This is a genomic window from Paenibacillus sp. FSL H8-0332, assembly GCF_037963835.1.
Lineage (GTDB): Bacteria > Bacillota > Bacilli > Paenibacillales > Paenibacillaceae > Paenibacillus_AQ > Paenibacillus_AQ rhizoplanae.
In genome coordinates this window covers 3047046-3067657 of the sequence record NZ_CP150145.1, presented here as the reverse complement: position 1 = coordinate 3067657, position 20612 = coordinate 3047046, and the positions used below count along the sequence as shown (strand labels likewise).

19 protein-coding genes are annotated in these 20612 nt (G+C 53.8%); 4 read left to right on the top strand and 15 right to left on the bottom strand.

The annotated features are described in order from the left end of the window. Positions 1-31: 31 nt before the first annotated feature. From NST43_RS13295 to NST43_RS13275, 5 genes are all read right to left on the bottom strand, one after another. Positions 32-1363: a hypothetical protein gene (locus NST43_RS13295; RefSeq protein ID WP_339224840.1), complete on the bottom strand. Its 1332-nt coding sequence runs from the start codon at positions 1361-1363 to the stop codon at positions 32-34. Then, positions 1360-2448 carry a DUF58 domain-containing protein gene (locus tag NST43_RS13290; protein WP_339224839.1) on the bottom strand — a complete coding sequence of 363 codons (1089 nt, stop codon included), beginning with the start codon at positions 2446-2448 and terminating at the stop codon, positions 1360-1362. The genes NST43_RS13295 and NST43_RS13290 overlap by 4 nt, the downstream gene beginning before the upstream one ends. A gap of 3 nt (positions 2449-2451) precedes the next feature. Next, positions 2452-3429 (bottom strand): AAA family ATPase, encoded by a 978-nt coding sequence (locus tag NST43_RS13285; RefSeq protein ID WP_339224838.1) that lies wholly within the window; start codon positions 3427-3429, stop codon positions 2452-2454. A gap of 163 nt (positions 3430-3592) precedes the next feature. Further along, the gene (locus tag NST43_RS13280) at positions 3593-4570 is read right to left on the bottom strand and encodes an aldo/keto reductase (RefSeq protein WP_339225411.1); all 978 of its coding nucleotides are present in this window, start codon (positions 4568-4570) and stop codon (positions 3593-3595) included. Positions 4571-4684: 114 nt separating this feature from the next. Next, positions 4685-5545 (bottom strand): DUF421 domain-containing protein, encoded by an 861-nt coding sequence (locus NST43_RS13275; protein WP_339224837.1) that lies wholly within the window; start codon positions 5543-5545, stop codon positions 4685-4687. A 219-nt stretch (positions 5546-5764) separates the two neighbouring features. Here NST43_RS13275 and NST43_RS13270 point away from each other — a divergent pair, with 219 nt between their 5' ends. Beyond that, entirely contained in the window at positions 5765-5971 is a 207-nt protein-coding gene (locus NST43_RS13270) for a DUF1657 domain-containing protein (RefSeq protein ID WP_209986222.1), read from the top strand. A 96-nt stretch (positions 5972-6067) separates the two neighbouring features. Here NST43_RS13270 and NST43_RS13265 read toward each other — a convergent pair whose 3' ends face one another. The 3 genes from NST43_RS13265 to NST43_RS13255 form a co-directional block, all read right to left on the bottom strand. Beyond that, positions 6068-6619 carry an SAM-dependent methyltransferase gene (locus NST43_RS13265; RefSeq protein ID WP_339224836.1) on the bottom strand — a complete coding sequence of 184 codons (552 nt, stop codon included), beginning with the start codon at positions 6617-6619 and terminating at the stop codon, positions 6068-6070. 304 nt (positions 6620-6923) lie between these two features. Further along, positions 6924-7994 carry a Gfo/Idh/MocA family oxidoreductase gene (locus NST43_RS13260; protein ID WP_209986217.1) on the bottom strand — a complete coding sequence of 357 codons (1071 nt, stop codon included), beginning with the start codon at positions 7992-7994 and terminating at the stop codon, positions 6924-6926. Between the two features lie 15 nt (positions 7995-8009). Beyond that, a complete protein-coding gene (locus tag NST43_RS13255) occupies positions 8010-8897 on the bottom strand; it encodes a sugar phosphate isomerase/epimerase (protein WP_209986214.1) in 888 nt (295 codons plus the stop codon). 124 nt (positions 8898-9021) lie between these two features. Here NST43_RS13255 and NST43_RS13250 point away from each other — a divergent pair, with 124 nt between their 5' ends. Further along, the gene (locus tag NST43_RS13250) at positions 9022-9915 is read left to right on the top strand and encodes an AraC family transcriptional regulator (RefSeq protein WP_339224834.1); all 894 of its coding nucleotides are present in this window, start codon (positions 9022-9024) and stop codon (positions 9913-9915) included. Between the two features lie 71 nt (positions 9916-9986). Here NST43_RS13250 and NST43_RS13245 read toward each other — a convergent pair whose 3' ends face one another. The 5 genes from NST43_RS13245 to NST43_RS13225 form a co-directional block, all read right to left on the bottom strand. Then, a complete protein-coding gene (locus NST43_RS13245) occupies positions 9987-11147 on the bottom strand; it encodes a Gfo/Idh/MocA family oxidoreductase (RefSeq protein ID WP_339224833.1) in 1161 nt (386 codons plus the stop codon). Between the two features lie 192 nt (positions 11148-11339). Next, positions 11340-12548 carry an L-serine ammonia-lyase, iron-sulfur-dependent, subunit alpha gene (locus NST43_RS13240; protein ID WP_339224832.1) on the bottom strand — a complete coding sequence of 403 codons (1209 nt, stop codon included), beginning with the start codon at positions 12546-12548 and terminating at the stop codon, positions 11340-11342. A 17-nt stretch (positions 12549-12565) separates the two neighbouring features. Further along, a complete protein-coding gene (locus NST43_RS13235; protein WP_339224831.1) occupies positions 12566-13402 on the bottom strand; it encodes an enoyl-CoA hydratase/isomerase family protein in 837 nt (278 codons plus the stop codon). Beyond that, complete coding sequence (locus NST43_RS13230; RefSeq protein ID WP_339224830.1) at positions 13392-14231, bottom strand: enoyl-CoA hydratase/isomerase family protein; 840 nt, start codon at positions 14229-14231, stop codon at positions 13392-13394. Before NST43_RS13230 ends, NST43_RS13235 begins: the two co-directional genes overlap by 11 nt. A gap of 29 nt (positions 14232-14260) precedes the next feature. Further along, positions 14261-15478, bottom strand: coding sequence for a M20 family metallopeptidase (locus NST43_RS13225; RefSeq protein WP_339224829.1), 1218 nt, complete (start codon positions 15476-15478; stop codon positions 14261-14263). Between the two features lie 142 nt (positions 15479-15620). Here NST43_RS13225 and NST43_RS13220 point away from each other — a divergent pair, with 142 nt between their 5' ends. Then, positions 15621-16934 carry a transcriptional regulator gene (locus NST43_RS13220; protein ID WP_339224828.1) on the top strand — a complete coding sequence of 438 codons (1314 nt, stop codon included), beginning with the start codon at positions 15621-15623 and terminating at the stop codon, positions 16932-16934. A gap of 74 nt (positions 16935-17008) precedes the next feature. Here NST43_RS13220 and NST43_RS13215 read toward each other — a convergent pair whose 3' ends face one another. Next, positions 17009-17890 carry a LysR family transcriptional regulator gene (locus NST43_RS13215; protein ID WP_339224827.1) on the bottom strand — a complete coding sequence of 294 codons (882 nt, stop codon included), beginning with the start codon at positions 17888-17890 and terminating at the stop codon, positions 17009-17011. 120 nt (positions 17891-18010) lie between these two features. Between NST43_RS13215 and NST43_RS13210 the strand changes: the two genes are divergently transcribed. Continuing rightward, positions 18011-18910, top strand: coding sequence for a DMT family transporter (locus NST43_RS13210; RefSeq protein ID WP_339224826.1), 900 nt, complete (start codon positions 18011-18013; stop codon positions 18908-18910). Positions 18911-19108: 198 nt separating this feature from the next. Here NST43_RS13210 and NST43_RS13205 read toward each other — a convergent pair whose 3' ends face one another. Then, a complete protein-coding gene (locus tag NST43_RS13205; protein ID WP_339224825.1) occupies positions 19109-20596 on the bottom strand; it encodes a DHA2 family efflux MFS transporter permease subunit in 1488 nt (495 codons plus the stop codon). Positions 20597-20612: the final 16 nt, after the last annotated feature.

Below are 20612 nucleotides of genomic sequence, written 5' to 3'. Positions count from 1 at the left end.
TTTCCCGTATTCGCTGAACGTGATGAAGCTGCTACAGCTTCAACTGCTCCTTAAGCGCTGCCGCCTCAGCGGCAGTAAGTTCAGGCAGCTCCTCCTCCGTATAGCGGGCCTTGTTATATAGGCCGAGCAGCCGGTCATTGACAGAGGCATCTCCGCCAGACTGTTTGCTTGAGCGTTTCTGGCCTTGCGACCAGGCGGCTACATCAGCTGCTGTCTCCTGCGGGGTCAGGTAGGGCTTCACCTCATACCCTTCCGCATGTCTGGCCCGCAGCCAGTGCCGGTAGAGCCAGCGGATACGCTCGCGGCTTCCGTCCATCCCCTCCCAGCGGTCCCTTCGGCTGGCTGGTGTCAGCTTGGAACGCACGTATTGGCGGAAGTCCTGGACGGTCTGCTCCCAGTTGAACAGGCTGGTCTCCTCATCCTGATACCCCGAAGCCGCTGGTGTCTCTCTGCGCAGCAGGGATAATAGCCTGTCCATCGTTCTGCGCAGGATGCCTCCTGTATTTCTGTATAACCAACGCATGATAAAATACAGTACCGCAAGAATGGCTGCCGCCCCTAGAATATAGAAGCCTATATTCAGAATCATCGACAGCAAGCCCGGTTCACCCGGCTCCGCTGCCGGCATGGGAGGGATGGCCTCAGGCAGAGCTTCTGCTGGCGGTGCCTCCTCGGAACCGGAGGATAACCGGCTGAGCCAGGCGAAGAATGCCCGCGTCATATTCCATAGCAGCATCCCAACCGCCCTGCCGCCCCCCGCTGCAAGCAGTGCTGCCAGGATAATGAAGCCGACCACGAACATCCGGTTATGCCGCCGCAGTCCTTGAGGCAGATTTCCTGCACCTCCGTTCAAGGAGCTATAACGCAGGTGGGTGCTGTTCGTAGCCAGCAGTGCCAGGATCAGGCACAAGCTGCCGCTCCAGGTGAGCACCGGGGCACTCGGCTGGAGACCGGGGATGCGCGAGAAGGCAATGGAAGCGACAAAATACAGCATGATCCCGCTGATATACAGCCACAGCCGGTTCACCCTTGTGGCTGCTGTCATGCCAAGGAAGGCAGACACTGCCGCTCCGGCTGCCAGCGGAAGACCTATAAGTGTCATCGTACCGGTTAACGCCGCTGATATTGCTCCGAGAACCAGCGCCGCGAGGAGCTGCTTCCAGCGGCGGTTGCATATCTCCCGTAGCAGCACACCGGCTGCGGCCAGTACCGGCAGCAGATAGATCCAGCGCATTGCTTGGGCCTCCGGCTGGAAATAAGTCTGGAGCACCAGCCATACCGGGAGCAGCAGCAGCCATTCGATGAAGGCTGACATCCATATGGCGAAGTTTTCTTTGAAGGCATCCGGAATTCGGGAAGTCATAGCTCACCGCCCCCTTCAGAAGGAATATCCAGCCACTCTACACCGTTTCCGAGGAAGCTTAATCCCGATGCTGCCAGCTGCAGCTCCGCTCCCCGGTGACAGGTAATGATCAGATAATCCATATTTCCCTCACCCTTGTCCGCTTCGATCTCCATCAGCCTGCTCATAGGCACAGTCCGGTCCAGATTCAGTCTGGCCAGCAGGCCAAGGAACTCCTCGGTATGGGCAATGGACCAGGTATCAACCGAATCTCTTGCCCCGCTGCCGTCCAGTCTTCCATTGCTGAGCAACCGGACCTCAATACCGTGGCTGATCGCATACTCGGCCACAGTCGCCGCATAGCGGATACCCAGCTCTATGCGCTGCACATCGGTAACCGTTCTCCACATGGACTCACTGGTCTCCACGTTCAGGCAGATGACCAGCCGGGAATCGGCGGTGTAATCCTTCCGATGCACCTGCATACTTCCCGTCCGGGCTGTCGCTTTCCAGTTAATGCTCGCCAGGGAATCCCCGGCGCTGTATTCTCTTGTACCGGCGGTCAGGAACGGATCTTCAACAATCCAGCGTTTGACCGGCAGCTCTCCAAGCCAGCTGTGAACCGGCAACGGAAGGTCATGGAAACGCAGCAGTCCGGGGTAGACCAGCAGCTCCAGATGGAGCGGGAAGGTCTTGGCGCTGCGGCTCAGTCCGAACAGATCGCCGGTAGTCATGGTTGCCGTCTCCAGGACGAACAAGCCCCGCTCCTTGCAAGTGATATTATGCCGCCGTTTGATCTGGCGGAAAGACCTCAGGAAGAACAGGCTGACATGATTCTGGGAAATCTCTCCGCTGCTGATGCCCAGATTCTCCTGGTTACCGAATTCAAGCCCCTTGGCTATGCTGGATTCCAGCCGCAGCCACGGCAGCGGCAGCAGCTTCTTGTTCATAATCTCCTCAACCATCTCTACCTGTTCACCGGCGTACACCGCTTTGGCAGAGAAGTAACGGGTATAACTGACCTTCTTCAGTGCATTCCGGTCATAGACCAGCGAGATCAGGACCAGCAGGATGAACGTACTTGCAATGAACCACGGCAGCGACATGGATTACTCCACCCTTCCGCCTCTGGACAAGACTGCAGGCTCAGCAGGCACTTCAATTTCACGCAGCACCTGAAGCACTACCTCTGCCGACTGGCCTTCACGGACTCCGGGGCCGCGCTGAAGAATCAGCCGGTGCGCCAGCACGGCAACAGCAACTTCTTTGATATCATCTGGAATACAGTAGCTTCTGCCCTGGATCAGTGCGTATCCCTGCGAAGCGCGCAGCAGGGCGAAAGCTGCCCGGGGGCTTGCTCCCAGCCGGACCGCCGGGGAGGTGCGTGTGGCCTCGACTACGCGCATCATATAAGCGAGCAGCTCGTCACTGACGGCAACCTCCGCAGCCAGACGTTGAATGTCCTGAATCTGCCGGGCCGTAGCCACCGCAGCGGTATCCTCCAGCGGGTTATTTTGGCGGAATCTCTGGAGGATATGTACCCCTTCCTCAAATGTCGGATACCCGCTGGTAATCCGCATCAGGAACCGGTCCAGCTGCGCTTCCGGCAGCGGAAAGGTCCCCTGGCTGTCCACCGGATTCTGGGTAGCAATGACCAGGAACGGCCGCTCCAGCTCATGCGTCACGCCGTCAATCGTAATCTGCCGCTCCTCCATACACTCCAGCAGGCTGGACTGGGTGCGCGGCGTGGCCCGGTTGATCTCATCCGCGAGCAGAATGCTGGCAAATACCGGACCTGGGCGGAATTGAAATTCACCGCTCTTCTGATTATAGTAGTTGATGCCGCTTAAGTCGGACGGCAGCAGGTCGGGCGTGAACTGAATCCGCTTGAACGTGCAGTCCAGGGAACGGGCCAGTGTTTTGGCGAGCAGTGTCTTTCCGGTGCCGGGCACATCCTCCAGCAGCACATGACCATTCGCCAGCAAGGCGGTCAGCAGCAGATTCACGCCGCCCTCTTTGCCCACAATAACTTTTGCCAGATTACTTCGGATCGATTCAATTAGAGCGGTTGCTTCTTGAAGATTCATGAATAATAACACCATCCTATTCCAAAAAAAGGTATGTACATATAAGCTAATCATACCAGAAAGCGCCTACATTATATAATAGTGAGTATTCCAAGCGAGGACGAACAAATAAGGAGCCGTCATCCGGCTCCTGTTCAAATCACATTATCATAGAATGCCTGTGCTAAAAGCCCATCACCGGATGAGGCACGTAAGGCTCCTCAAGCCGGCGGATTTCCTCATCGGTGAGGGTAACCAATACCGCTGCGGCGGCATCCTCCAGATGGCTCATCCGGGTTGCTCCAACAATCGGCGCCGTGACAGGCTTCTTCTGCAGAACCCAAGCCAGTGCCGCCTGTGCACGGGGAATTCCCCGCTGCTCCGCAATCTCCTTCAGCCGCAGGGCCACCAGCCGATCCGCTTCCTCCGTCTGTGAATACAGCAGCTTGCCGAACTGATCACTCTCCGAGCGGGCGCTTGTCTCCTGCCAGTCCCGGGTCAGACGGCCGCGGGCCAGCGGACTCCAGGGAATCACACCGATTCCTTCCGCGGCGCACAGCGGCAGCATCTCCCGCTCCTCCTCCCGGTACAGCAGATTCACATAGTTCTGCATCGATACGAACCGGGTCCAGCCATGGCGCTCAGCGGTATGCAGTGCCTTAAGGAATTGCCATGCAGGCATGGAGGAAGCGCCGATATAGCGGGCTTTGCCCGCTTTGACCACATCATGCAGGGCTTCCATCGTCTCCTCAACCGGCGTGGACGGGTCCCAGCGGTGAATCTGATACAGGTCCACATAATCTGTGCCCAGCCGCTTCAGGCTGTGATCGATTTCGCTCAGGATGGCTTTGCGCGACAGTCCGCCGCCATTGGGGCCGGGACGCATGCGCCCGTGCACCTTGGTGGCCAGCACGATCTCGTCACGGGAGGCAAACTCCTTGAGGGCCCGTCCGACAATCTCTTCACTGGTCCCATCCGAATAGATATTAGCCGTGTCGAAGAAATTAATGCCCAGCTCCAGCGCCTTGCGGATAAACGGCCGGCTCTCCTGCTCATTCAGCGACCAAGGATGGGTACCGCGCTCCGGCACCCCATAGCTCATACACCCTAAGCAGATCCGTGATACATCCAGTCCGGTCGTCCCCAGCTTCACATAATCCATAATCGATAGCATCCTCCCTATACTTGAAGTAGATCCTATGAAATCGATTATAGTATACCTCTACAACGCATGAATGGAAAATGTCCCCTATTGTCCCGTTCAAGCATTGGGCTGTCAGTTCTGGATAAAAGGCTTCAGCTTCTGCAGCAGCTCCTGCATTTGCTCTGAACAATTTCCGTACATTTGCTTCGCCGCTTTGTTCTTGGTGGACAGACCGAACAGCTCCAGATCGGCTTCGCATTTCTTCAGCAGCGCATACAGCTGAGGTTTATCCTGCGGCTGCGGCACCTTCACATTGTCGGCATAGAGATCCACGGTAAGCTCACCGTATGAATCTACCTGCCCGAGGAAAACCTCCTTCACGGTCAGATTCAGCTTTTCCAGCTCGGTCTGCAGCCATTTCCGTGACAGATTCAGCGTATCCAGAGGCTCGTCCAGAATCTCACCATCCATAATCACAGCGAGCGTCTCCTTCTCCGGGGCGACCTTTATCCCCAGATCCTTGGGGGTGAAGGGCTGATTCTCCTTGGTCAAAAGCACATTAATCGCACCATCCGATTCCATAATCGCAAATTCCACATCGGCCACCTTGAAGACATCCTTTTTGCGCAATTCCTCCAGCAGCTCGTCGACACTCAGACGCTCTTTTTTCATATTATTCTCCAGAATCTTGCCGTCCTTAATCAGCACCGTCGATTTGAAGTCAATGAAATCGCGGGCCTTCTTACTCTTAATCTGCAGATATTCGATTCCCAGCGAACAGGCAACCCAGACGCCTAAGGCAATCAGGCCCAGATGCCAGGTCTTATCCGTGTCCAGCGAGATGTACGCAGCCAAGCTCCCCACCGTAATTCCCGTAATATATTCAAAAAAAGACAACTGCGAAACCTGCCGTTTGCCGAGTATTTTGGTTAAAAAAAACATTACGACCACAGCAAACAAGGTCCGTACGACAACCTCCAGCGCTTCAGGCATTCGAATAACCCCCTGTATTGTGATATTTCATGCTCTGTGTAGTCAAACATTCAGCTTCAGTATTTGTCAAACTAGGGGTGAATTAACCAAAAGATTTTGTGCCGGTTGATTATGCTCTTGTGAGGTTGGAGTGATTTCCCAGAATATGAGCTGCGGGATTGCAGATACTAGAATCCGTGGATTATGATCCATTTCGATGATATGGAGGAGGGTATACCGATGACAGTCGCCTCACAAGTCAAGACCTGCGTAGCTTCGCTGAAAAGCGCCCAGGCCAGCCTGGAGCAATTCGCCATGGAAACGCAGAATGAAGAAGCCAAGACCCTGTTCACCCAAGCGGCCGAGCAGACCCAGCAGGTTGTCCAGCAAGTAGAAGGACGCGTAACTGAGCTGGAAAAGGAAGAACCGCAATACCGGGGCTTCTAGCCCGGGCGGGTTGATTGAATGAAGGACAGGCTGATCTCTGCGTAGCGAGTAGTGCTGCGGGAATCAGCCTTTTTTGTTAGGAGCGGATGCTGTGTGTCATCTCTTAACGGCATCTACTATTAGCGAGACAAAACCTAACCTTCCCTCTGTATTGCGGTGGTCAAAGCGCTTGGAACGGTAGATAAAACCTCCGCTCTCATCCCAGTGGTTATAATGGAACTGCCCGGATTCATCGCAATATTCCAGCAGTTTGACCTTGAAGCCGCCAGCCGTGAACATGCCTCGCAGGGTATTGTAAGTATGTACGATGCGGTGAGACGCCGCGGGATGATCCAGGGGACCCGGTCCCCCGACCTGTACAATTTTCTGATAAGCTTCATCCGGAAAATACCCGTCCGGCACAGCACAGCGTATATACCCGCCAGGTGCCAGATAAGGATAGCAGATTCTTGCCGCCTGTATCCCCTCCTCATACGTCAGATGCTCCCAGACATGCTCCGCAAGGATGGCTTTTATGGAGCTTTTCTTGAACCTGTTGGCCCACTGTTCATCCTGCAAAAGATTAAGCTCCCTCTCCTCCGTATGCAGCCACCCCTGATTATGCCGACTTCCGCCGCTCCCAATCACCACTTTTAACTGCTCATCCATCGGAATCACTCCTTGTAAGTTACATCCACTGTCTGGTATTTATTCTAATCTTCATTGCACAGATCTGGAATACAGTGATGTGAGGAGAATATGGAATTATGTGACTTCAAAACAGTTTGAAACTTCACCCAACAAGTGGAAAAACGCGTCTTAATTTCGAGGCGCGCCCAGTCCAATTGTGTTTGGTTTTTCTCGTTGACACGCCAACGAGAAAAAAAGCAGCCTCGCGGCTGCCCTAATAATATCCCTGTAGATCCTTTACCGTAATCCCTTACTTGATCCTTAACCCTTACTCTAAAATCTCCTACTCCTTACTCCCCGTCAGCTTAGCGCCCTCTATGAATTCTCCAATACTCAGCTTGCGGCCTGTCCGCGCACTCTCCAGAGCGCCCAGCACCATGGCCATGCTGTAGCGGTTATCGCGGCAATCCGTCTCGGCCGGACGGCCTTCTGCCAGCGAACGGAACATTTCATCGAGACAGCCCTGATGGAAGGTCTCCTCCATCTGTACCTCCGGCGCTTCGACCTGCTCGAATTCATGGAGGAACTGGCCGGAGTGTTCACTCCCGGCACTAATCACCTCGGCATAAGGCAGATCCCGGCCATCCCAGATAGCAGCGCCCTTTTCACCTTGAACCCGCCATGAAGCTTCCCAGGACGTAGGCGCGCCTTCCGCACACCAGGAGCCTTGATAACAGAACACGGAGCCGTCCGACATTTCAAAAATACAGACAGCCGCCGCATTCCCTGCATACCACGATCCCGGCGGATTGAACTCCTGGCAATACACGCTTACCGGATCAGCACCACTTATATAGCGGGCCTGATCGAAGGTATGAATCGCCATATCCAGCAGCAGCGGGCTGTCCATCGCATCCCGGAAGCCGCCGAAATGCGGAGCCAGAAAGAAATTCGCGCTGATAGAGCCTGTCCGCCCTATACCCCCTGAAGTTATCAGCTCCCGCAATGAGCGGATGCGCGGATCATACCGGCGGTTCTGCATCACCGCGTGGCTCCTGCCGGTACGTTCAGCGATGCTGACGATTGAGTTGCACTGCTCCATCGTCTCCGCCAGCGGCTTTTCCGCGAACACATGGCAACCTGCCTCAAGCGCCGTACTAGCAATACTGTAATGGCTGGACGGCACCGTCACATCGAATACCAGATTAGCTGCTGTATCCGCAATCGCCTGCTCCAATTCAGTAAATACCGGGCAAGTAAGCCCGTGCCTTTCTGCCATGGCCTGAGCGGACTCCGGCCGGATATCCACGAGCGCTACAATCTCTATTCCATCAACATGCTTCAGTGCATAGGTGATCCACTCATTAGCCATAGCCCCGCAACCCGCCACAACCACACGATGTCCTGCTGTCATCACTCTTTCCTCCAGTTACACCGGGTTCGGGATGAAGCTGCCGCCCCGGCAGGTTTTGAGATAATTCAGTGCATGAACCTGACCGGTCATCTCCAGATCGTCACGGTAGACAGGATCATGCCAGCCTTCGATATCGATCGTTCCCTTATACCCGGCCTGACGAAGAATCGAGATCACATCTGTCCAGTTCGTATCCCCGAAGCCCGGCGTCCGGTGCCACACATAAGGCTTAGGCCCGTGGATTCCGTATTCCTTAATAATATCCCAGGCGATGGTTGCGTCCTTGCCGTGGACATGGAAGATCTTATCCGTCCATTTGCGCAGCTGCGGAATCGGGTCAATCAGCTGCACCATCTGGTGACAAGGCTCCCATTCCAGGCCGAGATTATCGGCATTGACCGCGTTGAACATTTTCTCCCAGGCTGTAGGGTTATGCGCAATATTCCAGTCCCCTGCCCGCCAGTTCCCGTCCATCGAGCAATTCTCAAAAGCGATCTTGACCCCGCGCTCCGCCGCCCGCTTCGACAACTCACCGAACACCTCAGCGAACTTCGGAATCGACTCATCTATAGATACGCCGGGCAGACGCCCGGTGAAGCCGGAGACCAGGTCCGTCCCGAACAAATGGGCATGATCGATCAGCCGTTCCCAGCTGGCAAGCGTATCTGAATTGTCGCCTGTCCCTGTAAGCGGATTCCCAAATATGCCGACTGAAGAAATCGTGAAATCATGCTCCGCAGCCAGTTCACGCAACCGTGCCGCTGTTTCCGCCAGATCGGTAGTTCCCGTAGTCTGCCAGAAGGTTAAGCTGAAGGATTCGAATCCATGCCCTATAATCTGAGGAATGACTCTGAGCGCATCCCCACCTCCAACCAGTGTTCCGATTCTTAATGTATCCTGCATCTTGTATGCCACTCCAATATTGGTTTATAGTTAATGCAACATTCCTAGTATATCGCTCATTTTGGGCAAAATCTCTACTTATCTTGTGCTAAACTAGCTGAATCTTGCGGGAGTTGAACCAAGCATGACCTATCCGAAGGAACTTAAGGAATATCCCAGGCTGGAAGAGAAAACGTATCCGTTCCGTCTGTTCTTCAACACCTGCCGGGAGGTAGCGCCTGAACAGAACATCCTGTTTCTGCACTGGCATGAGCATTTCGAGATCATCATTATGCGCGAAGGTCAGGCTATTTTCCATGTGGACAGTAAGCCTTATGAGGCCGGGCCGGGGGATGTCCTTATGGTGCCGTCCGGCGGGCTTCATGTCGGCTATAGCCAGTGCAGCGGTGACCTGTCGTATGTCTCGATTGTCTTCCATGCCTCGCTGTTCAAGGACCGGAACCAGGATTCCCAGCATGAGCAATTCGTAGCTCCGTACCTCAATAATCTGAATCAGTTCCCTGTGATGCCCGCCGCCCAGCAGCCTGAATGCGCCGCTTATTATCATTTACTGGAGCGGGTGATTGCCGAAGTGGAGGCGAAACAGCCGGCCTTTCAACTCGTGGTCAAGAATCAGCTGCACCTGTTCTTCACCCTGATGTCCCGGGCCTTCCCGGCCCGGCAGCGCAGCGAGCGGGAGCACAGCGAACGCCATTCCATCCACCGGGAGCGCTTCAAGCCGCTGCTGGAACACCTGGAGAACCACGCCGATCAGAAGATGTCGATTGAGGCTGCTGCCAAATTCGTGAATCTGAACCCTTTTCATTTCTGCAAAACCTTCAAGAAGCTCACCGGGCGGACGTTCATCGATTATGTGAATTTCTGCAGAATGGATGAGGCGCAGCGGCTGCTGCTGGAGACTGACCTGACGATTACCGAGATCTCAGGCCGTGTCGGCTGCGACAATCCGAATTACTTCACCAAGCTGTACAAGCAGTACAAGGGTCTAACCCCTTCCCAGGCTCGGAAGCAGGAGTAACCAATCAGCCCTATGTGCAAAAACACCGCCAAAGCCCGGAGCGCTCGGCGGTGTTTGTTGTGCGGATGTACTTACATCTCAGATATCGGAACCCAGCGCCGCTGCTCAATCGAACGTTCTACAGCTTCAAGTACCGCCTGACATTTCACGCCGTCCTTGAAGTTCGGCTCCGGCTGGCGTCCCTCCTCAATGGCATTCGACAGCTCCAGCATCTCATGAATGAATGTATGCTCGAACCCGATGGTATGACCCGGCGGCCACCAGGCCTCCGCATAGTCATGGGACGGATCGGTCGCAAGCACCCGGCGGAAGCCCTGCACATCCTCGTCATCCGAGGTCAGATAGACCTCCAGCTCATTCATCCGCTCGAAGTCAAATTTCACACTGCCCAGACTGCCGTTAATCTCAAAAGAATTAGTAGACCGGTGTCCGGCAGCAAAACGTGTAGCCTCAAAGCTGCCCAGGGCACCGTTTGCAAAACGGGCCAGGAACAACGTGGCATCGTCTACGGTTACCGGACCGCGTGGAGCATCCTTGCCTGCCTTAGCACTCAGACCTGTCATTTCCATGGCCAGCGGCCGTTCCTTGACAAAGGTCTCGCTCATGCCGATGACCTCCTGCACATCCCCTACCAGGAAATGAGCCAGATCAATCAGATGCGCCCCCAGATCACCATGCGATCCCGAGCCGGCAATCTCTTTCTGCAGCCGCCAGACCAGCGGGAATTCCGGGTCGAGAATCCAGTCTTGCAGGAACCACGCGCGGAAGTGATAGATTGTGCCCAACCGGCCGCTCTCAATCAGACGCTTCGCCAGCCGCACCGCCGGGGAGAAACGGTAGTTGAAGCCGATCATATGCGCAATTCCCGCCTTTTCGGCAGCCTCCAGCATTTCGCGGGAATCCTCCAGGTTCAGGGCCAGCGGCTTCTCGCAGAAGATATGCTTGCCTGCTGCCGCAGCCGCAAGGGCAATTTCTTTATGGGCATTGCTCGGCGCGTTGATATCGACCAGATCAATATCGTCACGCCCGATCAGTTCTTTCCAGTCGGTTACACTCTCTGCCCAGCCCAGTTGGTCTGCCGCCTCCTTCAGCGCTTCTTCATTACGTCCGCAGATGACGGACATGTGCGGCTTAACTGCCTTGGGGAAGAACATCGGCAGGCTGCGGTAAGCATTGCTGTGGGCCTTGCCCATGAATTTATAACCTATCATTCCAATGCGTAGCTGTTCCATTTGGTGCCTCCTCTACTTAATTCACTGCTGCATGTACACGCATACATTTTCTCATCCCGGCCGCCCTCCGTCAAATCACTTCTTTTCATACACCAGGCTCCGTCCTACAGATCCTCCCGCAAAACGAAAGAACGCCCCTTCTGCCAACCGGCAGCAAGGGACGTTCCTCGTCTAGAGCGATATCATTATCAGTTAACTGCCCATGTTGTAGAACTTAGCGAGCCCGCCCTCTGAAGTTTCACGGTACCTGCTGTTCATATCCAGGCCAGTTTCGTACATGGTCTGTACAACCAGATCAAAGGATATTTTACGGGTACCTGACAAGAACTTAGCCAGACTCAGCGCATTGATCGCCCGCATCGCACCGACCGCATTCCGCTCGATGCAAGGAATCTGAACCAATCCGTTAATCGGATCACAGGTTAACCCCAAGTGATGCTCCATGGCAACCTCCGCCGCATACTCAATCTGGCCGATCTCCATCCCGGACAGCTCAGCCAGCGCTGCCGCTGCCATAGAGCAAGCCGTGCCCACCTCCGCCTGGCAGCCGCACTGAGCACCGCTGATCGAGGCGTTATGCTTGACCAGATTGCCAATGAGCCCGCCGACGGCCAGCGCCCGGAGAATTCGTTCGTCCGGGACCTGCAGCTTCTCCTGCATATAACCGAGCGAGGCGGGTACAACACCGCAGGCCCCGCAGGTTGGAGCCGTTACGACTGTACCGGCAGCCGCATTCTGTTCATTGACGGCAAAAGCGTAAGCGCTGACGATCCGGTTCTCCCGCGTCTCCGGGCTCTCATCCACAGTCCCCTGATGATACAGATATTTCGCCTTGCGCTCGACATTCAGGCCGCCCTCCAGAATACCTGTGACAGACAGTCCTTCGTCGATCGACCGCTTCATCGCTTCCCAGATGCCTTGGAGGAACTCCCAGATCTGCAGGCCTTCATGCTGCTCGACGTAATCGCTTAAGCGGATATGATTCGCTTTACAATAGGCACTGATCTCGGCAAAGCTGTTCTCCGGGTAGACATCAGGTCCCCGCGTCTCCTCCCGCCCATCAATCACGATCTCCCCACCACCGATACTGGCAACACGCATGGAGGCTGTTTGCTGACCGTCTTTGTAAGCGAACAAGTCCATTGTATTGGGATGAGGCAAATCAAAGTCAGGCTGCGGAACAAATTGAACCTCCGTCCGGACGGGATAGAGTGCCCGAATAATAGCCTTGTCCGTCATATGGCCTTTACCTGTTTTGGCAAGGGAACCATAGATCAACGCCTTGAACTGGTCTGCGTCTTCATTTTCTGCTTTGAAGATTCCGGCCGCTTTCTCCGGTCCCATGGTATGGGAGCTGGACGGTCCGCTGCCAATCTTAAATAGCTCAGTCAACGATCTCATAGCACCCTTATCCCTTCTCAGTTGTCATTCCTCTGAAAACGTTCCTTAAACTTCATCAGCCGCTCATGAATCCCTTCTTCATCAATAGCCATGTCAACCAATTGGTGGGTAAGCTGAAGACCTTGATTCTCTGCAAAAGCTTGTTTCCACGGGTGCGACACAATCGAATGCGTAAGATGTCTTGTTGAGCGGGGTGCCTGCATGATCAGCTCTGCCAGCTCCCATGCCCGTGGAAGAAGCTGTTCACGAGGCAGCACCTCACTGACCAGACCGAGATCTAATGCCTCTTGAGCATTAATGTTCAAGCCCGTGTATGCATAGTATGCCGCTTTCTTGGTTCCCAGTATCCTTTGAAGTGCCAGGACGATTCCGTCTCCAGGCGGAACACCGCCCAGATAATGGGCATCGAAGAACGCCGTGTCTTCCGCACAGATCGTAATATCACAAAGCGTTCCCAGCTGCCAGTGTGCGCCAGTGCCATTAACCGCCCCAATCGTGGGGATGTCGATGCACTGAACCATATTTTCAATCATTCTAAGTGATTCATGGTACATTTCCAGCTTCCGGCGGTTCGGCCAATCCATGAATTTCGTATTCCAGACTTCAGGATTGCCGGTCTGCCATAACTCTTCTGTCCCTGTAAGAATCATGACCTCATTCTCAGGATCACGGCCAATATCTGACCATACGTGACCATAAGCGGCTTGGACCGGCCAGTCGAATTGTAAAGGTCCCCCGTCAGTGTGCATACGCACTTCGAGGATGCCGCCGCGGCGGGTCATGAGGAATAAGTCCTTGTACTTCTCCGAGTATTCTTCGAGCCGAGTAGGTCCCGTCATCTTTCTATTGAACATCGTTGCCCATCAGGCGTCCCTGCATTTTCTTCAGCCGCTCCAGCGCTCCTTCTTCATCAATGGCCATGTCGTACATCTGGTGGGCAAGCTGGAATCCCTGATCAGCGACCAGAGCCTGCTTCCATGGCCGGGAGATAATGGAGTGAGACAGATGTCTCGTTGAACGCGGTACCTGCATGATCATCTCCGCGAGCTCCCAAGCGCGTGGAAGAAGCTGCTCACGGGGCAGCACTTCACTGACGATACCCAGATCTAACGCGGTCTGACCGTTGATATTCTTGCCGGTGTATGCGTAGTAGGCTGCTTTTTTGAAACCGATCATGCTCTGCAGTGTGAGCAGCATTCCATCTCCTGGAGGCGTGCCTCCCAGATAATGCGGATCGAAAAAGTCCGCGTCTTCCGTACAAATGGTAATATCGCAGAGCGTTGCGAGTTCACAGTGCGTTCCCGGGCCGTTGACTGCCCCGATTGTCGGGATGTCAATGCAGAAGATCAGATTCTCAAGCAGTCTCAGCGATTCATGATACTGTTCGAGCTTCTTTTGCTTCGGCCAGTCCATGAATTTCGTATTCCAGACCTCAGGGTCGCCAATCAACCATTTATCCCCGGTTCCCGTAATAATCATGACTTCGTTCTCAGGGTCACGGCCAATATCTGACCAGGCATGAGACCAGGCGGTATGAGCTTCCCAATTGTGCGTGTACGATCCTCCGCCCGTGTGAAGACGCACTTCAAGGATTCCGTCACGGCGGGTCATTAACAGAAATTCCTTGTATTTCTCCGAGTACTCTTCAAATTTGGTGGGTCCAATCATACGTCTCTCTGTCATTGTAATTCCTCCTAAGTTTGGTTTAGAGCTTATCTGTTACTTTCAAGCCAGTCTCTGGCAAAAGCTGCGTAAGCCGCAGCCCCTCTATAAAGCACCTCATCCGAGAACATCGTCTTAGGATGGTGAACAGGGTAACGATAACCATCTTCGATATTGCCTGCGTTAAGAAACACTGTGGTACTTGGCACCGCCTGTGAGACAAAGGCGAAATCTTCCGAGCCCATTAATTTACCGCCGGGTACCAGCTCAGTTATACCGATATAGGAGCCGTCACCAAAGGTATTTGCAATCGAAACCCTCATTTGCTCATTAAGCCCGCCATCCGTTTTTACTTCAGGACAGCCTCTCGTATAGATCACTTCCACCTTGGCCTGAAAAGTTTCTCCGATCCCTGCGGTAATTTCGCGGATACGGGTCTCCACTTTATCCCGCAATGCGGTGTTAAATGTGCGTACACTGCCTTTCATTCTGGCCGTATCGGGAATCACGTTGTTCGTGGTTCCGCCTTCCATCACGCCGATGGTAAGGACTGCATTATCAATCGGCGAAATTTCCCGGCTAAGAATACCCTGTAGCGCCAGATGAAGATGAGCTGCCACATTCAAAGGGTCCACTGCGGCCTCGGGCATTGCGCCATGTGACCCCCTTCCGCGGATGATGATTTCGAACCAATCCGAAGAAGCAGAAATCGCTCCACCTTCCTCAGGCACAACAAATTGTCCGATAGGAAGTGGCATTCCGGTCAACACGTGAAGCATCGTGGCTGCATCCACTTTAGGATTGTCGAGAATCCCGCTCTCAAGCATCATTTTTGCCCCGTGCAGCGTCTCTTCACCTGGCTGAAACATAAGCTTAACCGTCCCGCGAAGCTGCCCTTCGTTAGCCTTCAGAATCTCCGCAGCTCCCAGCAGCATGGAAGTATGCATGTCATGACCGCAAGCATGCATGTTTCCGCTCAACGATGCGTAAGACAACTCCGTTTCTTCCTGAATGGGCAGCCCGTCCATATCCGCACGGAGCAGAACCACCTTCCCGTCATGCTGTCCGCCAATGGTAACCGTTAGCCCTGATTCCCCTACGGGAGCGGGCTTAAGCCCCATCGACTCCAACACCTCTTTTACGTAAGCAGTTGTCCTGGGCAAACTTAAATCAAGCTCCGGAATCGCATGAAGATGATGCCTGTACATGACCAATTTGTCCTGCAGCTGATGAGCCATACTCATTAAGTCTCCAGCTTTTTCAATCACAAATGAACATCTCCCAAAACATAAATTAAATGAACGTTAGATTAGAGTGACCATTACCCCCTTCTTAATTTAAGACTTTTTAAGAACACTTTTATTGTGATATAACTCTTTTGATTGAACTGTTTTATGAAAGGAATCTACCATGAAAATCAAGCTGGGTATTATCACGCCTGAGACCCATATGGACTATTTCCGCGCCATTGAAAAAGAAATGCGTCCCTTATGCCAGTTCCGCTTCCTTACCATCAGCAATTTCCGGGAAACAACGGACATCTATCTCAAAAACTTAGATTCGGTGGATGGATTTGTGATCAGTGGCAGGATGCTCTACGAGTCCATCGATAAGGAATGCCTGGATGATAAAGTCCCTGTTCACATTTTGCAGGATGATGAGAACCTGCTGTACAGGGAGCTTTTCCGGCTGCTGGTTACAGAACCTGGACTTGATATCTCCCGGATCTATGTGGATTATGCATATATCATCGAATCTTTCAGCGAATTCCAGCAATACCTGACTCATGAGGGAAAGCCCGTTGACTGCGGAGATCTGTCCGAACGGGTGGAGACCATGCTGGAGAACCATATCAGTCTGTGGGAAGACAAGAAAATAGATCTGTCCATCACGGCGTTCGGCCACTTTGTTCCGGAACTCCAGAGGCACGGCGTCAAATTTATCTTAATCCGGCCCACTTTGGAGAGCGTTAAAGAGACCATCAGCGAGATCATCAACGAGATTACCATCCGTAAGCTTAAGAACCAGCGGGCCGTTGTCGCATACTTATCGGTCCACAATGAGCAGCCACCATCTGAGGAGCAGCTTCAAGAGCTGAAAGCCCTGGTTGGCAGGTTTCTGCATAGCATGAATCTGGCTGACACGGCCCAAATCTCAGAAGGCTATGTCAGACTGTACACCACCTTCGGCAATTTCATGAGAATCACCTCTAACGCTCATAACTGTTCCCTGCTGGAGTATCTGGAGGAGCGCATACAGGGCAAGGTAAAGATCGGCTGGGGCTCGGGGCATGAATATTTTCAAGCGAACGTCAACGCCACCAAGGCTCACAGACAGGCAGAAGCCTATACGGGCAGCAGCAGCTTTTTTATAGACGAGAATCAGAAGGTTGCCGGCCCCATGCGGAGCATGAATATCATCCATTTCTCCGAACAGGGGGACCCGGAAATCCTTGCGTTAGCCAAAACCATCGGAATCAACAACATCAATTTGCAAAAAATCATGTCCTACGCAGAAATCATGCGAACCAATAAGCTATCCTCTGAGGATGTTGCGGAGTGCCTGTCTATGACCGTCAAAGGTGCAAACCGCATCCTTAACAAAATCGAAGAAAGTAAACAAGTACAAGCGGTATTTGAAAAAAGGAACAACAGTAAGGGTCGGCCAAAAAAATACTACGAGTTGTTGTTTCTCGACAATGAGGGGCGTAAATTAAGCGGGTGAGGCACGGATGCACATTGGCAAAAAGGCATGTTTTCAAAATTGAAAACATGCCTTTTTGCGCTGGATTTATAAAGTCAACTCTCATCCCCGCCTGAAGACCAGTTCTGCACATGCTGCAGGAAACGCCTTGTTGCAGGAGAAGCATATTTCATTGAGCTGACCGCAATGCCCAGAGAACGGAAGCTCTGCTCCTCCAGCTCAAGCATGGCTACACGCTCATACTGGAAACGGGTGACCAGCTCCGGGAGGATGCTGATGCCCAGACCTTTTTCCACCATGGCAATAATGGCGTAATCGTCCCCGGCCGAGAATTTGATGTTCGGCTTAATTCCAGCCTTCTCCAGCACCCGCTGTACATCATAGTCCGAACCGGGCTTCGGAATGATGAAGTCCTCGTAGGCGATCTGAGCCAGCGGCATATAAGGGGCCTTGCTCAGCGGATGGCCGAGCGGGAGAATCGCCAGCATCCGGTCCTGCATTAGCGGAATGACTTCGAACCGCTCCCTTGTCGGCAATGAGAGGAAGCCGCAATCAACCACCCCAGCCTCGATCCACTGCTCAATCTCCAGATAACCACCCTCCATCAGTTTGAACTCAATGTACGGATATTCCTCACGGAACTGCTTGATGATGTCCGGCAGCCAATGGACAGAGACACTGGTGAAGGTGCCGATCGTGATCGTACCCGTCTCCAGACCGTGAATATCCGCTACCTGCTGCTTAAGCTGCTCATTCCAATTCAGAATCTCCCGGATCGGCTGAAGCACCTGCTCCCCGTTCACCGTCAGCTTCACACCCGAACGGCTACGTACGAGCAGCGGGAAGCCGAATTCCTGCTCCAGACTGCTCAGCGTGTGGCTGATGCCGGATTGGGTGAAGCCCAGCATCTCCGCTGCCTTGGTCAAACTGCCCAGCTCCACCACTTTTAGAAACACTTCATACTTAATCAGACTCATGTCCAGCCCCCTCACTTAGCATGACAATCTCTCATGTATCTTATGATAAACATTCAGTTACCTTATGTATTCGAGCGTATTATACTATACTCACTTGAAATTAAGAAGGATGATGACTGAATGAAGCCGCTAAAGGCCGAGCTAATGCTCATTGTAGTAACACTATTCTGGGGCTCCTCCTACCTGTTCATGAAGCTGGGACTGGGTACACTGGGAGAATTCAATCTGATTGCACTGCGTTTCGGACTTGCATTCATTCTGGCGGGGCTGTTGTTCCGCAGACGGCTGCGCAGTATGGATGCCAGAACCTTGAAATACGGAGCCTTGCTCGGCTTCCTGCTGCTTAGCGTATTCACCTGCATCACCTTCGGGCTGAAGACCACCACGACCTCTAACGCCGGATTCCTGGTTGCATTGACTGTTGTCTTTGTCCCTATGCTGGAGGTGCTGATCTTCCGAAAAAAAGTCGCTCCCCCGCAGATCTTCGGCACGATCCTGGCCATTAGCGGCATCGGGCTGCTTACGCTGAACGGATCGCTGCAAGTTCAGCCCGGTGATCTGCTCTGCATTCTGTCCGCAGTATTCTATGCGGTGCAGATTCTCGTGACGGGCCGGGCGGTCAAGACCTGCGACTCGCTGAATATCGGCATTCTGCAGCTCGGCTTCGCCGGGGGCTATGCCCTGATTCTATCCGCCATCTTCGAGACGCCTTCGCTGCCGTCCACCCTCCCGGGCTGGATCGCGATTCTGGCTCTGGGGATCTTTTGCAGCGCCTGCGGGTTCATCATCCAGCCGGTTGCCCAGAAGTACACTACACCGACCCGCACCGGTCTGATCTTCGCACTTGAGCCGGTATTCGCTGCCTTCTTCGGCTACTTGTTCGCACAGGAACAGCTTTCCCTCCAGGGCTACACCGGTGCCACCCTTGTCCTGCTGGGCATTCTGGCCTCCGAGCTGCTGGGCAAGCTGCATATTGTGTCGCCGGCAAGGCTGCTCAGGAAGCGGCGGGCGCACTTATAGGTTTTAATGGCCCCCGCCCATTGTACTCGGTTTTCCACATACATCCGGCTCGCACCCATGCTCCCTCTTTTGCATCTGCTCCCTCCGGATCGTTCAAAAAGCACAAAAAACGCCCCCTGCCAACCGGCAGTCAGGGGCGCTCTTTGTATGTCTATAACATTTGTCTTCTATAATGGCTGTAGCAATAGTTGTGGCCGATTAATGCCCCATCATCATTGCAGCATCCTTCTGCTGTTCTTCAGGAGAAGGTGCAGCGCCCGCTGTCTTGGGACGGCGCAGAATCAGACTGAGGACCACTCCGGCCACGGCGATGCAGCCCGAGAGGAAGAAGACATCCCCGAAGCCCTGTACAGCAGCGGCAAGCGGATTGCTTCCGGCCGTCATTTTACCCATATGCACGGTAATCTGGCTGGTGAGGTACCCGGTCATGCCGGCAACAGCGAACGATACCACAACCTGCTGGGCAGCGGCAGTAAGCGGGGTAACCCGGTTCACCCATTCACGCGGCGCAGAGTTCAGGACATGGGTATTGACCGGCATCATCGACAGACCCATACCGAGGCCCATCATGACCAGAGACAGTATAATAAGAGGAAGACTGGTGTCTACTGTAACTCCAGATAGAAGGAACAGGGCCGTCGATATAATACTGAGACCTACGAATACCAGCGGACGGGCACCGATTTTGTCAAACAGGCGGCCGCCCAGCGGCATCCCTACTCCGGAAGCCAGCGCCTGGGGAAGCAGGATAAGCCCGGTCTCCAGCGGCGTGTAATTGCGGATCTGCTGGAGATACAGCGGAACGAACAGCATGGAGCCGAACAACGCCGCCTGTGTAACCCAGGACAGAATAATCCCGCGTGTGAAGTCCGAGGAACGAAAGACGCGCAGCTCCAGCAGCGGATGCTTTTGCAGCAGTTCAACGATGACGAACAGCACCAGTGCAACGCCGCCGACTGATAATCCTACAAGCGCTCCGGTTGAAGTCCAGCTCTCACCGCCGCCTTGATTAACGCCGTAAGCCAGCATAGAGAATGCGATCGGGGCCAACATGATCCCGAAGATATCGAGGTGAGCTCTTCCCTTTTTCTCGATGACCGGCAAATATTTAAGACCAAGAATAATACCCACGATACCAATAGGCAGGTTAATCAGGAAAATCCAGTGCCAGCTTACATACTCCACCAGATAGCCTGCGAGGATCGGTCCAAGAGCCGGAGCAAGCAGCATTGGAATACCGAGCATCCCCATGATAGAACCTCTACGCTCTACCGGAGCCAGTCGGAAGACCATCGCCATCCCGATAGGAGCGACCATGCCGCCGCCAAGACCTTGAATGACACGGAAGAGGACCAGCTGTCCCGAGGTCTGGGCTACGGAGCATAATACAGAGCCGAGGACGAACATCGCAATGGTCGTTAGGAACACCTGCTTGGAGCCAAAGCGGTCCGTCATATAGCCTGCCAGCGGAATTACAGCGGCGAGCGCAAGCGTGTAGCCGGTAATGGCCCATTGAACAGTCTTCAGATCCGTATCGAAATATTGCACCAGATTCGGAACGGCCACATTGACTGCGGTGCTGTCCAGAATAACCATGATCATGCCGACAATAATCGCCAGCAACGATGGAAGTATAGCTCTCAGCGAGAACGGCGCCTCTGCGGCGGCGGTACTACTTGGATTCATAGGTTTTGACATTCTC